Origin of the sequence: Flavobacterium sp. DG1-102-2 (genome assembly GCF_033042555.1) — a bacterium.
Classification (GTDB): domain Bacteria; phylum Bacteroidota; class Bacteroidia; order Flavobacteriales; family Flavobacteriaceae; genus Flavobacterium.
On sequence record NZ_JAWLIK010000001.1, the window covers coordinates 453,977 to 474,769 of the forward strand.

Sequence of the window (20,793 nt, forward strand, 5' to 3'; positions counted from 1 at the left end):
TAAGGTTTTAAAGATTAATAATCGCCATTAACGCCTTCTCTTTTGGCATTAATACTGCTTCGCTCGCGCTTTGAAGCAGGATGGGAACTTTCCAGTCGTCCGTCTTCCTTCATGCTGGATTCCATTTGCTTCTCCATCGTTGAAGCAATAGCGCTATCCGGCAGCATGGTATTCATGGCTTTTTGTGCTTTGTTCATAAAGCCAGGAGACACTACTGTCGTTCCGCTCATAAGCGCTTCATATCCTGCTTTGGCCACTTCTTCAGCCGTGTACAGATCACTTTCCTTATAGGTAACAGTGTTCTCGGCTTTTGCCTTATGGAAGAAATCAGTATCTGTTGCACCCGGCTGCAGGGCAGTAATGCTGACTTCAGTTTCCTTAAGCTCATCTGCCAGGGCCTCGGTAAACGAAAGCACAAAGGCTTTTGTTGCAGCATATACCGAAAGGTATGGCGAAGGTATTTTTGACGCCGATGATGCCAGCTGAAGTATCCTGCCTTCGTTTCTTGCTACCATTTCTTTTAGATAGAATTTGGTTAGGCTCAATAATGAAATGATATTTAACTGGACGATATCAATTTCTCGCTCCAGGTCGGTTTTAGTAAACCTTCCCCATTCGCCTTGCCCTGCATCATTAACCAATACGTTTACGGTGATGCCAAGTTCAGTCGTTTTATCATATACCTTTTGTGCAGCGTCGCTTTCAAATAAGTCTGCAGGTATAATATGTGTATGGATGCCGCTGTTAAGCTGTTCCATTTCGGAAGCTGTCTGCTTCAGGTTATCTTCGTTGCGGGCAACCAGTATAAGGTTATAGCCATCTTTTGCCAGAAGCTTTGCCAGTTCATAACCAATACCGCTTGTTGCGCCCGTAATCAGTGCGTGTTTTTTCGTTTCCATAATGTTATAGCTTGTTTTAGATATTTCCTTCAGGTTCTGCAAAATCGCTTATTGGGTGTAGTTCAGTTGGCGAAGGAGAAGAAGATTGTGAAGCTTGCTTGCTTTTTTTATCACTTCCTTCAACCTTTACTATTTTATTATAAATACCTAACAATAAAAAAGGCGCAGCCCATTGCCCAACAAACAACGCTGTCTTATCTTTTCGAAAAATCTTAAGGGTCGCAGATGCGGCCATACTTCCAAATGCTGCCCACAAGAAAAGGTCTGACGGAAGTTTTGAAGTTTGTCTTTCGATTGCCTTTGCAACAGGCCCTTCTGAATGGTCGTTTTGAATAATTGACATAGTATAATTTTTTTAGTTTGAATTAGTTTTCGAACTCTTGTAAAGTTAACTGCACTGTTGTTAAGCATTTTAAATCGTAATGTTAATAAGTGGTAAGATTGCGTTAAACTATAAATGATTAATTATGAAGGCGTTAATACCGCGTTAATTTCTGATTGTACTCGGATTCTGGTAAGTAACTTTATAAGGAATAGAACAAAACTAAAAGCATACTTTGATGAAAAAAAATCACACACCTTCTGCAAGTCCTATAGACAATGCCAAGCTGCAGGACCTGGAAAAGAACAGGGAATATGGCGAAGGCCAGTTCATAACTACCGATCATGGCGTACGCATAAACAATGACCATAATAGCCTGAAGGCCGGTGAGCGTGGTCCTTCCCTACTGGAAGATTTCATTATGCGTGAGAAGATTACCCACTTTGACCACGAACGCATCCCGGAACGTATAGTCCATGCAAGAGGGTCCGGTGCCCACGGTTACTTTGAAGCCTATGGCAATGTAAGCCAGTACACCAAAGCAGTATTTTTAAATGACACATCGGTAAAAACACCAGTATTTGTCAGATTCTCAACCGTTGCGGGTTTTAAGGGATCAACAGACCTTGCCAGAGATGTACGCGGGTTCGCGGTAAAATTCTACACACAGGAAGGTAATTTTGACCTTGTAGGCAATAACATACCTGTATTCTTTATACAGGATGCCATGAAGTTTCCTGACCTTATACATGCTGTCAAGCCTGAGCCTCATAACGAGATACCTCAGGCTGCCTCTGCCCATGACACTTTTTGGGATTTTATATCCTTAATGCCCGAATCGATGCACATGGTCATGTGGGCCATGAGCGACCGTGCTATCCCAAGAAGCCTACGTATGATGGAAGGCTTTGGTATCCATACTTTCCGTTTGGTAAATGAAAATAATGAATCGGTGTTTGTAAAATTCCATTGGAAACCGAAATTGGGGACACATGCCGTAGTTTGGGACGAAGCCCTGAAAATTTCAGGTAATGATCCTGATTTTCACAGGCGCGATTTGTGGGAAGCCATTGAAAATGGGAATTTCCCCGAATGGGAATTGGGCGTACAGATTGTTCCGGAAGCCGACGAGCACAAATATAACTTCGACCTTCTGGATCCAACGAAGCTCATCCCTGAAGAACTGGTTCCGGTAACTAAAATAGGCCGTATGGTACTCAACCGTAATCCTGACAACTTTTTTGCCGAAACCGAACAGGTCGCATTTCATCCCGGCCATGTAGTACCGGGAATAGATTTCTCTAATGATCCGCTATTACAGGGAAGATTATTCTCTTATACCGATACACAGTTGTCCCGCTTAGGCAGCCCTAATTTTCATGAGATCCCTATCAACAGGACCATAGCCCCTATGCACAACAACCAGCGCGACGGGCACATGAGACAGGAAATAAATGTAGGGCGTGTCAGCTATAGCCCTAACTCCCTGAACAATGGCTACCCTGCACAAGCGAAAGAATCAGAAGGTGGATTTGTCAGCGTTTATGAGCGCGTTGAAGCACACAAGGTTCGTGAACGAAGCGAAAGTTTTGCCGACCATTTCAGCCATGCGGCTTTGTTCTTTAAAAGCCAGACACCGGTGGAGCAAAACCATATCATTAGTGCGCTCCGTTTTGAACTGAGCAAAGTAGAGACTATTGCGATCAGGCAGCGTATGCTCGGGCTGTTATCGCAGGTAGATAACGCCCTTGCCAATAAGGTAGCCGAAGGCCTTGGCCTGGCTGTTCCTGCACAGCCGGAAAAACCGATGAACCATGGTATCGGTGCCGATGCCGATCCGCAAAAACATGAACCAAAGCCACTTGATAAAAGCTATCAGCCCTCTGATGCTCTGAGCATGCTGAAAAACCCAACAGTAACGGATACGATAGAGACCAGACAGGTTGCTTTTCTATGTGCTGATGGCGTAAGTGAAGCTTCTGTAAATGCTTTAAAAAAAGCTTTGGAAGCAAAAGGGGCGTCTGCAAAAATTATAGGCCCACATGCGGGTAACATCAAGACAGATACAGGCAAGGAATTAAAAACTGATTTTACGTTTTTCTCTTCCTCATCAGTAGTATTTGATGCAGTCTACATTCCGGGCGCTGCAAATATGGCTCCGTTGGAAAGCAACGATAATGTTATCGAATTTATTAATGACGCCTATAGGCATTGCAAAGTGATTGGTGCTGATGACGGAACTGATAAACTTTTATCGAAAACGACAATTGGTAATAAACTTGCCGACAAAAAAGAGAAGACATTGCCAGGGATAGTAATGGGCAGCAGTAAAGCCTTTGCCGATGAATTTATCTCCGAACTCGGGAAACACCGAATCTGGGAAAGGGAATCAAAAATAGTAGAGTAATAACTGGGAGGAAAGCGCTGCTTTCCTCCCCTTCTAATATAAGGTACCATGAAAACTGTTGAAAAAATAATTATTGCAGGAATTGTAGGGACTACATTCATGACACTTTACAGCTATCTGAAAGCAAAAAAAGAAGAACAGCAATATGTAGAGCCCATAATGATCAATGGGCTTATAGATAATTCGAAAAACCTGCCGGAGCTCAGTGACGAGGAAATTCATCCTGCCGGATGGCTTATCCACTATGCCACCGGAATAGGCTTCGTATTTGCCTATAGATTAATTTGGAAAAACGCATTGCACAAACCAACGTTAGGGAAAATGCTAATTATAGGTTCGCTAAGCGGATTAACGGGCATAATGGTCTGGAAAATGCTTTTCAGACAACATGACCAGCCCCCACAAAATTATCGCTATGGTTATTACAGGCAACTTTTCGTGGCACATATCGTTTTTGCCTTAGCTGCCTTACCCACGTATAGCGCCCTTAACGATAAATAATAAAGTATGGCAAAGCGCAATTACAGGCAAATGGCATTATTTGGCGAGCTGTATGCATATCTTGTGGTTCTCTCACCACCGGAAACGGTGAAAGCTGATATTGCTAAGATTAAGAAGAAACTAAATGATATTGCCTATATAAGCGATAGGAATCTTCATTCCATCGCTCATATTACGCTGGTTGATAAGCTTACCGATGATGCTGATTTTGCCGAAACGATTGCTAAACTGATAACACCTGCTAACCCTTTTAAAGTAATTGTAGAGGGCTGGAGTATATTTGACCATGGACATAGTGTCACTGTCTATTTAAGCATAAAAAATCCTGAACCGATTGTTAGCCTTATGACACTGGTAAAGTCCACTTCCAAAACGCCTCACATAAGCCTGGCAAAGAAAATATCCTATGAGAACTTTGATATGCTGAAGCCCTATTTGGAAAGTCTGAATTATTCAGCAGAATGGCTCTGTGATGAAGTAAATGTGCTGCGTAAGCTTATGTCTGAAAAACATTTAGGATTCAGGGAATCCATCAAAATAAAAATAATGTGATTTTTCTGATTTTGAACCGGTTCTAACAGCCTTATAGCATAGTATCAGGCATCCTTTATTTCAGGCTCTACTAACCCGATGAGTTTATCCAGCGAATCCTGCCAACCCAAATAGCACATTTCAACAGGTATAGCCGCAGGTATACCTTCGTGTACTATGCGTAGATCTGTCCCGGTTGATATTTTCTGGAGCCAAATGCTATACATCATTTCCCCGGGCAAGTTAGGGCCGTCAAACCTGTCAACATACTTTAAAAACTCATTCGGCTTAATTTCAATATATTCCCCGCCGAAAGACTGTGTGCTGCCGGTTGAGAAATTTTGAAATGACATTCTGTAGGTACCCCCAACCTCAACATTCATTTCATGTACAGTACATACAAAACCGTACGGAGGCAACCATGAAGCTATAGCAGCAGCTTCGGTAAAGGCACGAAATACTTTTTCAGGAGATGCCTTGATAACTCTATGCAGTGAAACCTTGTCGTTTGACATAGCATATATTTTTATTGTTATTTAGTAAAAATCAGTCCATTGAATAGCTAATATAGCAACAATTTGGATCTGAAGATATGAATAATTTTGTAATTTTTAGTTAACCACTAAAGTTCCCTATCTAACTAACCATATCGCTTGCGGCTTTTTTATCGATATCATAGTCAAGTCTAATAAATAGTATATCAAAAATTTGTTAATGACTGTAAAAAAATTAGGTAAGTATACTTTAATTACACCAAATCGGCATAATATTTTTTAATTTGAGATTCAAAGCTTACCTGAATTAAATTAAGGTTATCTTCCTGAACTTTTAACTTACCAGTATATTCATCAATTTGAAATTTTGAAAGCTTGGCTTTTTTAAGTGCGTTAAGTTGCACATCTGAATATTCAACTTCATAGGTCTGTTTAAGTTGAGTATAAAAGTCGAGATAAGTGTGATTGGAATCTGTAAAAGCTTTTGCATCCCATCCATTTATAGAAGATGCAAATTGATAAATAGTATCTTGAAGTTTTAAATTCTTAGATTTATTATCTAACCATTTAGATAAAAGATACTTCTTGGCACTTTGAGTACTTCCGTTTATAATCTTATCCGCAAAATAAAATGTTACAGTAATTCCAATTGCGACTATCGAGAGTATGACTTCCAAGCTCATTATTTTACAAATTTATTTACGAATATAATCAAAAAGCCTCTACTATAAGAGGCTTAATTTTTTACATATCGGAAAGTTTTAAGACTTTCTTTTTTCGAGTGATTAATTAACAAGCCACTTTTGAAAAAGGAGTGGCTTTCAATCTAATATTTTATGACTGTACCTCTCCCGATTGATTTTGTTGGTTTTGTCCATAATGAGAAATCCAAAGATTGTGCATTTTTGTACCACTCTCAAAAAATGAACGCATCAAAGTATTGTGTTCCTGTACCGAAGTATCATAATCCAAATGAGCTTGAGGGCTATTTGTCCGCAGAATTGTTGTTTGTTTCAGTTTCTGATATCCTAAATGTTGAGCCATCGCAGAAAGCATGTCAGTCCTTAACATATTAGATTTTCAATCGTATTGCCAGTACGATTATTCAATGATTCAAGTAGTTTCTCCCATGCAGATAAGACTTCAGAGGAGTCTTCAAAAACGATGTCAATTTGATTCAAACCATTTACGAAGTCGCGATGTGTGGGATTACCTCGCAGAGAAAAAAGCAAAAGGAATAAGTCCATTTTACTATTGTGTTTATTTTGCTGGTTATCTAATTCGCGACCTGTTTTTACAGCCTCTATTGGGGACATTTTTATCCAATAGATTGTCACACCTAAGATACAAACGCTAATAGCCCAATAAATAATTTCAAAGTAATCTTTTATTATCATAATAATGTTAGTTAATTGGTTACAGCTAATATAAAAATTTTGTTAATGTGTTTTTACAAATTTGACAATCATTTTATTTTTGGTGCACGTTCTTTTACCCCGATTCATTTCAATTCAATATGTAATTTTAAGGCTTGAAGCCCCTCTTTATTATTTAAGGAGGGGCTTTTTTATTATGCAGATATTTAGTAACTTAACGGTTCAAATATTTCTGTAAAAATTTAGCAATGCAGATTAATTTCAGTAAAAAATCGAGCAAAGCAGGAGATGGAAGTGACAATAGGGAATGGAGTTTTAATTTTAGGCTCAGTTTAATTCCTTTGCTTCGTCTTTTCTTATTTAAGATTTGAGTATTTGTAGCCCGCCTTTTCAGGCGGGTTTTTCTTTTGGGATTAATTCTCCCAATACTGTATTCATTTTGTGATTACATTTGTCCTATGATACTCGCCACTGAAAATAGCATAAAAGCAGAATCCTGTACACTCTATGAACTAAAGTGTTTCATAAAACACGTAAAGCTTTCCGCGCAACACGTCAATATAAAATTGAGTTGGGAGTTTAAAGAGGGTGTGTATTGGGCTTATATGAAACGTGACGGAGAAACTCTATATAAAAAGCCGTATACAAAATCTACGCTTTTAGATGTGATTATACAGATGCATTTAGACTTTAAACAAGTAATGGAAAGTACTGCATTGAGTAATAAATAAATGTCCCTCATAGTGAAGGCATTATCAGGATATACTTAAAAAATAGATTTACCATTCAACGACTATAATTGCATGAAGCCGAATTTGAACTTTATGTATTGTATTATTCATTACCTTTAGAATCACTTTACTCACTATAGTTATTCTCAACTATAAGCTACGTTAGACGAATGATGCGGAGTTTATTAACAACTACATGATGGATAATAGAGAGCGCATAGAGGTATTACAATTCCTTAAAAATGAAAAAATTAGAGAATACAGGAAAGCTGTAGCAGAGTACGTTCAGCCGTTCCAGACTGTTATTTCACGTGAAGAAATCCAAGCTTTAAGGGAGGAACTTGATGAGCTCTATGCAATGATTGACGCCATTGAAATTGAGACTATTTTGCGTTAAAAATTGGCGATTTATAATAAAAAAGCCCTTCCGAACTACCAGAAGGGCATAATTAATCGCATCTCTTTCCAATCACAGAAAGAAAGTGCTAAGGTAAATATTTTTCTAAATGTATGCCGTGTTTGAATGGTAGATTTCCAACAATCTCATTATTCTCCTGATTGTAATGTATCTCTACAAAGAAGTTATTAATTGCATATAGTTGGTATATAATACCATCTTTTTCTTTAGTATCAATATGCTTACCGTTGTGCCAAATAGCCTCATATCTATTTCTTCGGGAAGACTTAAGAATTCATATATTTTCATTAATCGAATGAGTAGGGATGAGTCTGTCTGAGAATGATAGTCTTTTTCTTTAGGTCACCTTCATATATAACATAGTACTTATGAAGCTTCCTGTTTTGTACTTTCAGGGTTTCATAGAATAATTTCCTGTATCCATATTTTTCTATTTCCTTTAGCGTAATAATGTTATTCTTATGTGTTTTAAGAAATTTTGAGCCTTTCACAGTGATATTATTCTTAACCATATAGGGTGATGATGAATCATCCTGAGTGTTGAGGCTAATTTTTCCATTGCTGGCGAGATCATTAAATGAATACTGAATGGAACCGTAAGTTTTAGTTCCCATATAGCTTAGTTTAAAGTCTTTAAAATTGAGTTCTATATTTTTAAACTCATTGTTTTGCGGTAGTACCAAAAAAATGGTGTCATATTCAGCTATGTTTGACAAGCCTTGCGAAAATGCATTTAAAGCAAACAATAAAAAGAAGAGATAGCTAACATACTTCATTGCAAGGAAATTTTGACTTAATGGTTAATAAGAGATGCCATAAAAATACGACAGTATACAAAATTACTTTTTCTCATTACTAGAGATACAAATTTAATCAAAAAATAAGCCCGCTGTGATGCGGGCATTTTTATTATGGAAACTATTTTTACACTAGAGGCCATCTGGATTATGCTTCAAATACTTTTAGTGAGTGTAATTATTCTTGTTCTGCTTGAACTTCTTTTGTACTTGATGCGGAAGTATTTGTAGCGGGTTTATTGTAGTTCAATATTTGAAAAGTTGTATTGACTAAAAATGTGATAAATGCTAAAATCCAAAAGAATTTCTGAAGCACATCTTTAACCCTTTCATTATTCCTTTGTTTTAAAATTCCGCCATTCTCAATTAATTCCAAGCCTTTATAACTTATCAAATAATCAGGGTTTAGAGGATTTTTATCCTGCCTCATTATAAGACCGAGCTCAACTAAATAGATAGTCGCAGTTCTAAAAAACAAACGTTCTTTGTCGACGGGGATATTAGCCTTAGTGACACTAATCTCGCCAAATACTTTGTGTTTTATTTTTTCAAATGTGACTTTGGGAGCAACATCATCTTCGCTAACAAAACTCCCTGAGTTTTTTGCAAGTTCTTTCATAATATCGTCAAGATAAGAAAGTCTTGCATTCTCCATTAATTTCATATTATACTTGGTTTTAAAATGGTTGCTTGATTGTTTCATCTCTTCTTGCCTCTGAGTATGTGTAAGTCTTTTGATACTTACCATCTTTCAATTCAGCAAAGAACATTACAAATCTAAAATTTTTATCAATCATGATTTGCTGTCCATAATTATCGGCGAACAGATAATAATCTCTTGAATTTTCAGATAAAGTGAGACTATTAAATTTCCACTCTGGATTACCCTTTCTTAGAAAACCAAGACTCCCTCTGGAAAAGTAAAGTTGTGCACCGCTCCAGTCACTTCCAATTGTATCGTATTTCCCAGTTTGAGGATTGTATACAGCTTCAATAATACCCATAACAGAATACCCACCAAAAAGTTTTGATAGTGCAATTTCTAATTGTGACTTTTCAACAATCAATTCTGTATTATACCTGTTGATTTCTTCTTTGGTTATATTATTAGTGGTGTCATAAAGCCATTTGATAATTTGGTTAGTTGTTGAAGCATTTGAGATATCGTAATTTTTACCGTTCAAATAGTTTACACCTTCTTTTAATGAATTGATACATTTTTGAAACAAGGTATTATACTTATTTGTGTTAAAATCTAACCTTAAAAGAAAAAAGAATGTATCTCGGCAATAAACGGTAAGAAGTTGATGAATAACCATAATCTGAAATGGTATATGATGAAAAAGTTTTGACGTTGAGCAAATTCCTTGCATCAAGGCTTATTATATATTTTTTATCATTAAAAAAATAACTGCTCTCTATGTCATTAAAAAAGTAATTATTATATTTATCGAGACCCCCGAAATTATAATGCTCTGTACGTATTTTCAACGTAAAGTAGTCCTCCTGTTTATACATTAAATCCAGAAAGCTGTTTTTTGTGCTATTGCGAAATGTTTGCTCGGAATCAGTCTGGTAAAAATTCCAGTCTGCTCCAATATTAAAATTAAATGCTCCTTTAAAATTACTTCGCCAGCTTAAATTGTAATTCTGGTTGTCAGCAGTGTTTCTACGAAGTCCCGAATCATTTATAATATTGTAGTATACAGACTTTCCTGCCATAGCCTCCAGCATAATACTGCCCCTTAATTTTTTGACAACAAAATGTGATTTAAAATTTGCGTTAACCCTGTCACCACCTTTCATTACAAATGCTTCTGAGAGGGCATTGTTTTGTTCAAGAGTGTTCCGATATCTTATTGCATCGATCTGTTGAGAATAATCTAGTCCCCATGAGAAACTGTAACGGTTAAGGTAATGCTTGGTGTTATACTCAATTCCTGCCATTGTATTCTGCAACTGATTAAAATCACCAAGGCCCTTAACGAAACTACGTGATGAGGTAAGCAAATAGGCATCGTTTATTTGTAATATGCTATTGTTATTAACTCGATAATTGTAGTGTGCTGAAATGAAATTTTTAGAATTAATTGAATATAAAGCATCCAGAATTATATTTACGAAAAAAGGATTTTGATCCCTGTGTGTATTAGATTTGCTTTCAAACTTATTGAAAAATTGATGGGCAGTTAAATTGGCGGTTACAGAGAACTTATCTACTTTCAAAGTATATGCAGTGTTAGCATAAAGATCACCTGTATTAAGTTGCGAATCGGATTGAAAATCCTGCGGTAAATTGTTTCCTGAATCTGAAAATAACGTAAATGCTGTTTTTAGAAAATCAATGTTATTATCATATCCAAAAGTAAAGGCTATCAGGTTGTTGTTTTTTTGTCTTATTCTAAAGTCAGACTGAAAACCTACGTATTGTCTTTTACTTCTCACATTGGTTCCTACAGAAGCAATATTTTCATCCAAAAATAAATCGCCCAATAAATAATCATTTATCTGATATTGCTGTGGCATTTTATCCGTTAAAAAACGTCCTTTTAGCAGCAACGCCGTGTTCTTGTTCCATTGTTGTGTGTATGTCAACTTCTGATCAAAGTAGTTGTCCGAAGTTCCAAGATCTTCTCGTGTATTAATGCCATTAAAAGTTAAATCGTTCCTGAAATCATTAGTTCCCTTATTCAAGGTTGAGGATGACTGAATCATCATCGTCTTTGAGATATCAAAATTTACAAATGCATTAATGTAACCTTTTCTAATTTTGTTGACCGATTTGTTTACATCGGTGTTTTCAAAGTGGGTATCTGGGAGATCTACAACAGAATAAGAGCTATTCCAGGCAGAGAGTTTATCCGAACCTAAGAAACCTTTTAACTGAAGTTTTAATTTGGTAGTTACCGGCACGATAGAGCTTAGGGTAACCATTTTTGCATTATTGAACGACGAACGTTTTTGGTCTAACCTGGTTATGCCCGTTCCCAAGTTCATTACCGTAACTGCACTATAACCTCTGCCTATAGATTCAATCTCATTAGAATCAAAAATCATTTCATTTATATCCCCTACCTTATCGTAGCCGGCATTATTAGCATTGCACGTGAGAAATAGTTTGTATGCATTACTGAAATTCATAAGATTACTACCGAAATTGTAGCGATCATAACTACCAAAGCCTGCAGTTAAGTCACCAAACCATATATTTTTATATTTTTCATCTATGGTAAGGTTAAGGGCGACCTTACCGGAGTCTTCGATGCCTTTAAGTAATTTATTGTTGGAATAATTCTGCAAAATTTCAATTTTATCCAACGGTTGTGTTGGCATGTTTTTAGTGAGAAGCGAATAACCTTTGCTAAAGAAATCGTCACCGTCAACCATAACTTTTTCAATTTCAGTCTTTCCATAAAAAATTCTTCCATCGTTGGATACTGTAAGTCCCGGGATATTTTTCAATAAATCCTGAACAACTACTTCGTGCCCTGTTGCAAGTTTTTTTGCATCATAGACCAATGTATCACCGCGTAATTTTACAGGCTGTTCATATTCTATTACGATTTCATTCAAAACTTCTTTGGATTCTTCCAATAAAAAGTTAATGCCAACTGAGTCCTTTGATATTTTTATTGTTTGTTTTTGCTTGGTAAATCCCATGTATATGGCCTCCACTGTATAGGTGCCAGACTGATTAATGTCAATAAGATAAGTGCCGTCTGCCTCCGAAATTGCATAGGCAATAAGTTTATCCTCATCACTTTTTACCATTATAGAGGCACCTGGCAATGCTGCTCCCGATGCGGTGGTCACTCTTCCTGAAATGTGATGTTGTGCCATTGTCCTCAAAGAAATCATAGACAACATAGAAAAAATTAAAAATTTGAGCACTTGTTAGTAATAATTATTTGGTCTCCCATTCATATTTTAGTTCATAACCTGTTCTGGTATGTATAGGTGTTCCCATGTCGGGCATAAGTTGCTTCATTTGCGCTTCAAGATTAGCTTGATATTCATCCATATCGTCTAGAAGCTTTCTTTTGGTTACTGGAGTTTTGTTTTTAACCTTGACCAAGGTATTGAAATCCATATCAAAGACCGGATCTTTTCTGAATTCTATTTTTTCAACTGCCCAACTAAATGTGTTAGTAGAATCTGTTGCTTCAACGATCAAGCCCGGCAAGCCATGAAGCTTCCAAGGCCCATAGTTTAACGGAATCTCAGGAGTGAACCACACTAACCAATCTTTGCCACGATAAGTAGTGGTCGCTTTGATACATTTATATTTTCCTATAACTTTCTCTTCTTGCGATATATCCCATTTAAGGTTAGGATATTCATCTTTAACAAGTATATAATCAGCCTCAAATGGTTCTATTGAAAGTGATTCTTTGTTTTTATGATCAATTTTTAAGTAATCGGTATCTTGTGTTTTTCTGTTTGGCCGATCAGCTTCCTCCTTTGGGTTGTTGAATTTTTGAGTACTAAATTTCGCAAGGAAAATTGTACTAGAATTGTGTACAGATAGGGTCGAAGTTAAAGTGTTTGGAGTTTCAGTATTATTATATTCTTTATAATCTATAACGGCATTGCTTGTATTCTGCTGGGAAAATATGCTAAGTGTAAAAAAATTTATAATAAGTAAAAAAAATAATTTCATAGTTTGTGCTTTATATGAACCAGATGAGAACATGTTGTCCCACCTGGTTGTATTAATACATAGGAATTAATTTTACGCCACCCTATTAGTTAGAATGGCGAACCACTAAATAGAGCAGTCCATGTCAGATTCTGCCGTATAGCCCGGAGAATTGGCATATTGTGCTTTCCAAATTTTAACATTATTCGCTGCCCAATCACAACAATCTCTAACTGTTGGAGTTGAACCATTATATGGAATCGTCCTAACAACCTGTCCTCTGACGTTTTTAATTAGTATGTTATAAGTACATGGAGGTGCTAGTGTATTTTCAGATGTATTTTTAACCTCTGTTTTTGTATCAGTCACAGTTTTAGAATTTTTTGCGAAACCTGTCGCACTAATTGCTACCAATAAGCATGTCGTAATAAAAGCTTTTTTCATAAAAGTAAATTAATTGGTTAAAAGACGCCCTAAACATTACTGATATTAACGCCTCCTTTATTTGTTTTTATTTGGTCAAATAGATATTAACCAGGGTTGTTTATTAGAGAACAGGTGCGGTCAATAGACCACACCTGTTTAATGCAATTGCGATTAATACAAATCGTGTTCAGCAGTATATCCCGGAGAATGAGCATATTGCGCAGTCCAAATCTTAACATTACTTGCTGCCCAATTGAAACAATCTGTCCAATTAGCTGTAGTTCCGTTATAAGGAATAGTGTTAACTACCTGTCCTCTCGAATTTTTAATCAAAATATTGTATACACATGGCATTACCTCATCTTCTGAAGTATTTTTGTCATCTTTTGAAGTGTTTTTGTCTGATGATTTAACATCTACGATAGTCTCAGAATTTTTGGCAAAGCCAGTCGCTGTTAATGTAAGGATAAGTCCTGCTGTTAAAAAAACTTTTTTCATATTAATAATTAAAATTGGTTGAAATATCCCTTAAACGCGTATGGGTTGAGCGTTTCTTTTATTCATTTTTTCTTTGGTCCAATAAAAGAAGACCGCAATTTATCGCGACTAAATATTTTGATTATCCTGATTTGATAATATGATACTAACTCTTTAAACCTGTATACATTAACTTAAATGTAACTTGATATGACTCGTCATATTAAAGTTAATTATGCTAGAATGATTTTTATAATTGTCTTTTTTGAAATCTATTATAAAATGTTGAAAACTAATAATTTTTATTCTTTTGTGTAATAAAATTCTGTTCTTTTCATTTAGTAAAGCTAATAGATATTTATATAAGTTGTTTACGGAAAACCACATCTTTATCATAATTTTTTGTTAAATTTAATATTACATGAAATTATAAGGTAATTTTTAGCAAAAATTTTGGCAGTACATATTTTATCAAATACCAATTTTCTTGGCAATATGCTCCAAATTATACAAGTTTAACCATATTTACATTCTCAGTAATCGGAGAGCTGTAGTAGAATATATTGTCATAAATTTGACAGTACACAGGCTGAGATTTTAGGTATTGATTAATTTTGACAAGGCCGTAGTTCTAGTTTGGAAAATATCAATAAGATTTCCTTTCCGAACCATCAGAGGATATTAATCAACTTTTCCTTCAACCACGGAAGAAAGCGCTAAGGTAGGATACGTATAATATTCAATATTTAGGGGTGAAATGTAAAATTACCTAAAAATGAAACAGTTAGAAGATATATTTATGGGAAGTTATTCACATTAAAAACACGCTTAAAGGCGGTTTTTATTTTGAAGGATAATAATAGATTTCATAAATTTCTGAGGGATATAGAGAAGATGTAAATTTACCTCATAAAAGTAAAACTTAAATATTTGATATAGTAGGAGGTAAAACTATAGACAAATCATATTAAGTATTGATTTAATGTGTTAGATTTAATGTACTTTTTTTGTGCAATGCTACTTTTCCCCCTTCCTTAACCTCTATGTCATCCTTTTAATTTCCTTTGGATCAACTACCGCTGTTTTCCCATCCTTAATTACCGTAACTTTATCCGGCCTGATATCCAGCAAAGCCTTAATACTTCTTTTCGCCTTATCCACTGCTGCACCCTGAAACCATTCCCCTATTGAATAAAACACCATGACCGCTAATTAATCTTATTTGTTATACTGTTGGTTACTGTATTATAAAATAAAGTAAAAAGATTAACGCTTTTCTGCTTCAAAAAGAAAGTTAATTTTAATAACAATTTGAAAAGGAAAATATTTAGAAATGGAATATTATTACAAGGACGAAACAAATTGAAACTTTGTTTGATTAAATTTTTAAGACTTCATATCTTACAATTTGTTTGATTTTTTTCTGTTGAGGTTCCCGAATTGACAATATTGATCCAGTACAAAAATTCGCAAAATCGAAATTAATTTTTGAAAAATATTATATATTTGCGGTATAACTAGTCCCAAAGTTCTTATACATCTCTGATATAAAACTATTGGTTTGTTTGTGATGTTTGCGTTATTATGCTCAAAATTGTACCTCATTTGTACCTCGCCATTCGGAAAGGCCTGCAAATGCTGGATAGTTAATTTCTGCATCGGAAAATAACCCTGCAAAAGTCAGATAATCTTAAAATTAGCTAAAAAAAATATAACGTAAAACTTCCTATTATTCCGAAAAAAACTGGTTTGATTCTGTCGCATCTTAATTAGAGGATGAAAGTTTATTATAGCCTTGATAGCCATAGTATCGGAACCACTTTGTCAATGAAAATTACTTTTAGCTTACAATTATTAGCAATTGCTTAGTAATGGACTTTGGATAACAATTAACCTTTAAACACCAAATGTGTAGATACTACAGATCTCGACGTTAAAAGCCAATAATAGAAACTATATTTTAACCAGGTTAACCATAATAACATCATTTTCGCGAAGGTCAATTTCTCTAGAGAACTTGCCGTCGTCGTTAATTGTAATTGTTTCGTTGGAAAAAGGTTTGCCATCATTTTTGCTCTTAATCTCGGTAAGCTGTTTTCTGGTAAGTTGAGTTGGTTTTCCAAGTTCCATGTAAGTAGCATAAGCATCGTTAGCTTTATAGCCTATTTTATAAAGTTCCATACGATATTTGCCTTTTGGCATACCCGTAACTGATACTGTGGTTTTTCCTTTGTCCTTAGCGGGCAAATCGCGTATATAATACTGCTGGTTATTTACCCCCTCGCCTCCATCGGTATAAGTGAAATCCCAAAATAATAGCTGAACGTCGCCCTTACTGTTCTTAGCAGCCCAGGAGCGGGTATCTGTATTGGTAAGTTCAATTTCACCTAGCCTGTTTAAAAACTGATATGAATAAAAAGCCGGCTTGTTAATACCTTGTGTATTCAATAGCCCAAAACCACCGTGAAAAGGTGTAAACCGCGGACCTGCTTCTTCAAAAATGTCGGTAAATACCCAATACGACATTGAATTGGGTGCAGTTCCTACCTGTTTTAATTTTTCAAGTATATATGCCGCCTGATGATAGCTGTCATGCATTGGGTCGGCCGGAGTGTAGGATGAACTCCACTCGGTGTAATGTAATTCGATATTTGGATTTGTTGAACTTTGGATTTGCTTACGTGAACTGATTACATCGCTGCTTACCGCCATAGGGTCTTTGCTAAGTACCGTACCCGAATTACCAAATTCATCCAGGAATCCTTGATTTACACCATAGGAGTGTGTACTGGCAAAATCTATGGGCACATTATTCTTGTGGCAGAACTCTAAAGTTTCAGGAATCCAGGCAGCACCTGCTGTTGCCGGCCCTCCTACCTTATAATTTTTATTTACACTTTTTATTGCCTTGGCAGCAGAAGCATAAAGCTTAAAATATTCATCTTGTGTCCCTGCCCAAAAGCCGTCGAGGTTGGGTTCGTTCCAAACTTCAAAATACCAGGTCTTTACCTCTTCAGCACCATAACGATCTGTAAAATGGGCTGTCAGATTTTTAATAAGTGCCTCCCATTTTGCATAATCTTTGGGAGGTGTAACATTACCCCTCCACCAAAAAATGGTTTTATCTCCACTTGCAAGTGCACTCGGCATAAAACCCAACTCTACAAATGGTTTTATCCCGATGCTTAGTAAATAATCATAGAGGGCATCAACATACATGTAGTTGTATTCTGGTTTGCCTTTGTTGTCTTCCTTGTACACAGCCATCTCATCAGTCAGTAGTCCATGCATACGGATGTATTTAAAATCGCACTCCTTTTTTACATAAGCCAGCTGCTGCTGCCAGTCGGCACGCAGGCCTTCATTAGCTCTCCCCGCGCCTATACATTCTTTAAACATTGTATTCAGTTTTCCTGAGGATTTAGTATAATCAACCGAAATAACACGATTTGTTTGTGCTTCTATAGAGTTGGAAAGAGCAATGATACTGATTAATAAAAACAGAAGACTTTTTGCTTTAATTTTGAATAATTTAAAATTAAATAGAGATAAAATTATTGACATATGATATTTATTATCTATTAAAAGACAAATATACATTTTTTTTTGAACTTATAGTCTTTTAAACCATAAGGTAGAGATTTTATATTTTAATGATACCTGGATTTTTAAATTATGGCAAATGCAATAACTAATCGTAACTTTGCTTAATGAAAATTTTTAAAGACTTCATATCATATAACACCTATTTAGGGCTCCCAGCTCCGCTGGATAATAACATTGATGTCGGCTACTATGATCCGCCTAATATGTTGCTAAAGTCGGAACCTGTAGCTGTAGACTTTTACAGAATTTCTTTTAAGGTAAATTTTAAAAGCAAAATACTACCTGATAATGATCCAATAACTGCGGTATTTTTCAACAGTCCAAATATTGTACTATCCGAGGGGTGGGATATAGAACCAACCTATACTGGAATGTATTTGCAGCTCTCTAAAAAAATAATTGAAGAGAACCGTTTCCTCTTTAAAACATATCTCGACTATGGGCAGCACGAGGCACTTTATTTAACTGAGGAAGAAATAAAAGAAATTAGCTCAGTTTTTGAATTGATGATGAAATATTACAAAAATAGCACACGAAATTTTAATGTGTTGATTTCTTATGTCAATGTGTTAGTTTCTTTAGTCGAAGCTTACTATAAGAGACAGTTTTCTACAGACCCTAAACTATACAGCCGTATCGTTTCTGATTTTCAGCAAAGCCTGATTCAATATTATGATCAGCCCGTATCGCAGCTCCCATCTGTGCAATATTTTGCAGAAAAACTAGGCCTGACTCCAAATTATTTGGGCGACATAGTTAAACACTACACACAAAAATCAGCTTTGGAAAATATTCATGATTTTGTAACCAAAAAAGCAAAAGAACTGCTGGAGCAAAACAGCAACATGAATAATTCTGAAATAGCATATGAACTCGGCTTTGAATATCCCAACTACTTCTCAAAATTCTTTAAAAAACAAGTCGGCTTAAGTCCCAAAGAATACAGGTCACAGGTCATTACCAAACTTCAAAATCAATAATTGTAACGCCCCCGAGGGCGTTTTTAAGTATCAGTAATTTGTTTCTTTTTTACAGGTAGTCTGTTTCCAGCCGTTCGTTTTTAACCGGGTAATTTTGAATACTATTTAAACAGAAAGTCAAATGGTAACAAATACACCACAAAGTAACGAAGAGCATCCAAGGCGAAAATTCATTCGGCAAACTACAATTGCAGGGATGGGTTTATTGCTCGCGCCAAACCTTTTATCAGCAACCGTCGGCCCGAATGAAAATAGACCTGATGAAAATAAAAAAGAAAAAAATACGAACATCCGGAAATTAGGAAAATTAGAAGTATCTCAAATAGGAGCCGGATGTATGAGCATTAGTGCTAATTATGGTGCTGCTGCAGATAAGCAACAAGGCATTAAAACCATGCGTACCACCTTTGAAAAAGGGGTAACTTTTTTCGACACTGCCGAAGTATATGGCCCGTATACCAGCGAGCAACTCGTAGGTGAAGCATTGGCACCATTAAGGAATCAGGTAGCTATTGCTACTAAATTTGGCTTTGACATTGAAAAAGGCGGATTGAACAGTAAGCCAGAGCATATCAAAAGAGTGGTTGAAGCATCATTAAAAAGACTTAAAACCGACCGTATAGACCTTTTATATCAACATCGTGTTGATCCAAATGTACCAATTGAAGATGTAGCGGGCACTGTTAAGGATTTAATCGGGCAAGGTAAAGTTTTACATTTCGGATTGTCTGAGGCAAATACAGACACTATCAGGAAGGCGCATACTGTTCAACCTCTATCGGCTATACAGACAGAATATTCATTCATGGAACGAAGTGTCGAAAAAAATGGAGTCCTGGAAATCTGCGAAGAACTAGGAATTGGTTTTGTCCCTTGGGGGCCGCTAGGCATGGGGTATTTAACCGGTAAATTAAATGCGCAGACGAAATTTGAAGAGAAGCTGGATCTGCGTTTAACCTTTGACCGATTCAGTCCTGAGAATTTAGCGGCTAATATGTCAATTGTAAATCTATTAAACCGGTTTGCTTCCAGTAGAAATACAACAGCCTCTCAAATAGCCCTGGCATGGTTAATGGCTCAGAAACCTTTTATAGTTTCGATTCCCGGCACACGTAATATTCTGCATCTTACAGAAAATTTAGGCGCGACAACTATTCAGATAACAACTGCCGATCTAAACGAACTTGAAACAGAATTTTTAAAATTAAACGTTTCGGGTGGAAGGATGAATGCAATGCAAATGGCATTTTGCCAATAAATAATTTTTAAAAAGTATTTAAACTCAATGAAAAAAGTTTTGCTAATAAATACGCATTTAACATATCCGAACTGGTCAGAAGGAACGCTGAATAATGCTTTCTTTAAGAAAGCTAAAGACTTCTTTACAATTAAAGATTATGAAGTTTTAGAAACTCTGGTTGAAGCCGGATACGATGCAGAGGAAGAAGTGGAAAAGCACCTGCAGGCCGATATTATTATTTTACAAACGCCTGTAAATTGGTTTGGTGCACCGTGGATTTATAAAAAATATGTAGATGAAGTTTTCAATAGTGGGCTTCAATCCCAAAAGTTCCTTACCGGTGATGGGAGAACCCGGGAAGATGCAGGCAGACAATATGGAACAGGTGGAAAATTGCAAGGTAAAAAATTTATGGTATGCGCAACTTTCAACGCTCCGGCAGAAAGTTTTGATAATCCCTCCCAACAATTAATGCAAGGCAAAGGTACATCTGAATTATTCCTGAATATAACAAGTAACTATCGTTTCTGTGGTGTTGAAATCCTGCCTGGCTATAACTGTTTTGATATTTTCAAGGATGGAGATACTATCGCTGACTTAGAAAATTATCCTGCACATCTTTTGAAGGTCATTATATAATTATCAAATTGTGCATTATATAAAAAGGGGCTGTCTCAAACTGACAGCCCGCTTTAACCCTAGCTATACCATTCCTTCTTTAACTGTACATACCCGGTAATATGTGTTACGGTAAAACCGGAATCTAAAAGCGAATCCATCTCAATGATGTTTATCAATCATCATTCTGGATAGTTCCCTCACGGCGGCAAGGATTGTTCTTTATTTTCGGAATACACATTGTTCGATTTTAAAGTAAATTTCAGTTTTATGAGACTGCAAATTGTATATATATTACAGTTTCCCTTACCATTTTTACTGATTACGACGA

22 protein-coding genes are annotated in these 20,793 nt (G+C 36.1%); 7 read left to right on the forward strand and 15 right to left on the reverse strand.

Going from position 1 to position 20,793, the window contains the following annotated elements:
• Positions 1–14: 14 nt before the first annotated feature.
• Both R1T16_RS01910 and R1T16_RS01915 read right to left on the reverse strand, forming a co-directional pair.
• Entirely contained in the window at positions 15–899 is an 885-nt protein-coding gene (locus tag R1T16_RS01910) for an SDR family oxidoreductase (RefSeq protein WP_317499366.1), read from the reverse strand.
• A 16-nt stretch (positions 900–915) separates the two neighbouring features.
• On the reverse strand, positions 916–1,242 hold the full coding sequence (locus tag R1T16_RS01915) for a hypothetical protein (protein WP_317499367.1): 327 nt from the start codon (positions 1,240–1,242) through the stop codon (positions 916–918).
• A 217-nt stretch (positions 1,243–1,459) separates the two neighbouring features.
• Between R1T16_RS01915 and R1T16_RS01920 the strand changes: the two genes are divergently transcribed.
• From R1T16_RS01920 to R1T16_RS01930, 3 genes are read left to right on the forward strand one after another with little or no spacing between them, the layout of a single operon-like run.
• A complete protein-coding gene (locus tag R1T16_RS01920; RefSeq protein ID WP_317499368.1) occupies positions 1,460–3,628 on the forward strand; it encodes a catalase in 2,169 nt (722 codons plus the stop codon).
• 48 nt (positions 3,629–3,676) lie between these two features.
• Entirely contained in the window at positions 3,677–4,129 is a 453-nt protein-coding gene (locus tag R1T16_RS01925; RefSeq protein ID WP_317499369.1) for a hypothetical protein, read from the forward strand.
• Between the two features lie 6 nt (positions 4,130–4,135).
• Complete coding sequence (locus R1T16_RS01930) at positions 4,136–4,681, forward strand: 2'-5' RNA ligase family protein (RefSeq protein WP_317499370.1); 546 nt, start codon at positions 4,136–4,138, stop codon at positions 4,679–4,681.
• 44 nt (positions 4,682–4,725) lie between these two features.
• On the opposite strand, the gene R1T16_RS01935 is transcribed toward R1T16_RS01930, so the two are convergent.
• The 4 genes from R1T16_RS01935 to R1T16_RS01945 all read right to left on the reverse strand — a co-directional run bounded on the left by R1T16_RS01935 (position 4,726) and on the right by R1T16_RS01945 (position 6,551).
• Positions 4,726–5,175 carry an SRPBCC family protein gene (locus R1T16_RS01935; RefSeq protein WP_317499371.1) on the reverse strand — a complete coding sequence of 150 codons (450 nt, stop codon included), beginning with the start codon at positions 5,173–5,175 and terminating at the stop codon, positions 4,726–4,728.
• Between the two features lie 233 nt (positions 5,176–5,408).
• On the reverse strand, positions 5,409–5,837 hold the full coding sequence (locus R1T16_RS01940; protein WP_317499372.1) for a hypothetical protein: 429 nt from the start codon (positions 5,835–5,837) through the stop codon (positions 5,409–5,411).
• A gap of 151 nt (positions 5,838–5,988) precedes the next feature.
• Positions 5,989–6,225 (reverse strand): hypothetical protein, encoded by a 237-nt coding sequence (locus tag R1T16_RS18380; RefSeq protein ID WP_411162008.1) that lies wholly within the window; start codon positions 6,223–6,225, stop codon positions 5,989–5,991.
• The gene (locus R1T16_RS01945; RefSeq protein WP_317499373.1) at positions 6,219–6,551 is read right to left on the reverse strand and encodes a DUF6680 family protein; all 333 of its coding nucleotides are present in this window, start codon (positions 6,549–6,551) and stop codon (positions 6,219–6,221) included. The genes R1T16_RS18380 and R1T16_RS01945 overlap by 7 nt, the downstream gene beginning before the upstream one ends.
• Before the next feature lie 906 nt (positions 6,552–7,457).
• Between R1T16_RS01945 and R1T16_RS01950 the strand changes: the two genes are divergently transcribed.
• Complete coding sequence (locus tag R1T16_RS01950) at positions 7,458–7,658, forward strand: hypothetical protein (RefSeq protein ID WP_317499374.1); 201 nt, start codon at positions 7,458–7,460, stop codon at positions 7,656–7,658.
• A 308-nt stretch (positions 7,659–7,966) separates the two neighbouring features.
• Here the strand turns inward: R1T16_RS01950 and R1T16_RS01955 are convergent, their stop codons facing one another.
• From R1T16_RS01955 to R1T16_RS01995, 9 genes are all read right to left on the reverse strand, one after another.
• Positions 7,967–8,455 (reverse strand): hypothetical protein, encoded by a 489-nt coding sequence (locus R1T16_RS01955; protein ID WP_317499375.1) that lies wholly within the window; start codon positions 8,453–8,455, stop codon positions 7,967–7,969.
• A gap of 199 nt (positions 8,456–8,654) precedes the next feature.
• Positions 8,655–9,140, reverse strand: a complete 486-nt coding sequence (locus R1T16_RS01960; RefSeq protein WP_317499376.1) for a hypothetical protein — start codon at positions 9,138–9,140, stop codon at positions 8,655–8,657.
• Positions 9,141–9,153: 13 nt separating this feature from the next.
• Positions 9,154–9,660, reverse strand: a complete 507-nt coding sequence (locus R1T16_RS01965; protein WP_317499377.1) for a hypothetical protein — start codon at positions 9,658–9,660, stop codon at positions 9,154–9,156.
• Between the two features lie 64 nt (positions 9,661–9,724).
• On the reverse strand, positions 9,725–12,367 hold the full coding sequence (locus R1T16_RS01970; protein ID WP_317499378.1) for a carboxypeptidase-like regulatory domain-containing protein: 2,643 nt from the start codon (positions 12,365–12,367) through the stop codon (positions 9,725–9,727).
• 13 nt (positions 12,368–12,380) lie between these two features.
• Positions 12,381–13,136, reverse strand: coding sequence for a GLPGLI family protein (locus R1T16_RS01975; RefSeq protein WP_317499379.1), 756 nt, complete (start codon positions 13,134–13,136; stop codon positions 12,381–12,383).
• A gap of 105 nt (positions 13,137–13,241) precedes the next feature.
• Positions 13,242–13,559, reverse strand: coding sequence for a hypothetical protein (locus R1T16_RS01980; protein WP_317499380.1), 318 nt, complete (start codon positions 13,557–13,559; stop codon positions 13,242–13,244).
• 153 nt (positions 13,560–13,712) lie between these two features.
• Positions 13,713–14,039 carry a hypothetical protein gene (locus R1T16_RS01985; protein WP_317499381.1) on the reverse strand — a complete coding sequence of 109 codons (327 nt, stop codon included), beginning with the start codon at positions 14,037–14,039 and terminating at the stop codon, positions 13,713–13,715.
• A gap of 1,020 nt (positions 14,040–15,059) precedes the next feature.
• Positions 15,060–15,221 (reverse strand): hypothetical protein, encoded by a 162-nt coding sequence (locus R1T16_RS01990; RefSeq protein WP_317499382.1) that lies wholly within the window; start codon positions 15,219–15,221, stop codon positions 15,060–15,062.
• A 750-nt stretch (positions 15,222–15,971) separates the two neighbouring features.
• Positions 15,972–17,582, reverse strand: a complete 1,611-nt coding sequence (locus R1T16_RS01995) for a GH39 family glycosyl hydrolase (RefSeq protein ID WP_411162009.1) — start codon at positions 17,580–17,582, stop codon at positions 15,972–15,974.
• Between the two features lie 146 nt (positions 17,583–17,728).
• On the opposite strand from R1T16_RS01995, the gene R1T16_RS02000 reads away from it, so the two are divergent.
• The 3 genes from R1T16_RS02000 (at position 17,729) to R1T16_RS02010 (ending at position 20,483) form a co-directional block, all read left to right on the forward strand.
• Positions 17,729–18,604, forward strand: coding sequence for a helix-turn-helix domain-containing protein (locus R1T16_RS02000; RefSeq protein ID WP_317499383.1), 876 nt, complete (start codon positions 17,729–17,731; stop codon positions 18,602–18,604).
• A gap of 121 nt (positions 18,605–18,725) precedes the next feature.
• Positions 18,726–19,862, forward strand: a complete 1,137-nt coding sequence (locus R1T16_RS02005; protein WP_317499384.1) for an aldo/keto reductase — start codon at positions 18,726–18,728, stop codon at positions 19,860–19,862.
• A gap of 27 nt (positions 19,863–19,889) precedes the next feature.
• Entirely contained in the window at positions 19,890–20,483 is a 594-nt protein-coding gene (locus tag R1T16_RS02010) for an NAD(P)H-dependent oxidoreductase (RefSeq protein ID WP_317499385.1), read from the forward strand.
• The last annotated feature ends 310 nt before the right edge of the window (positions 20,484–20,793 follow it).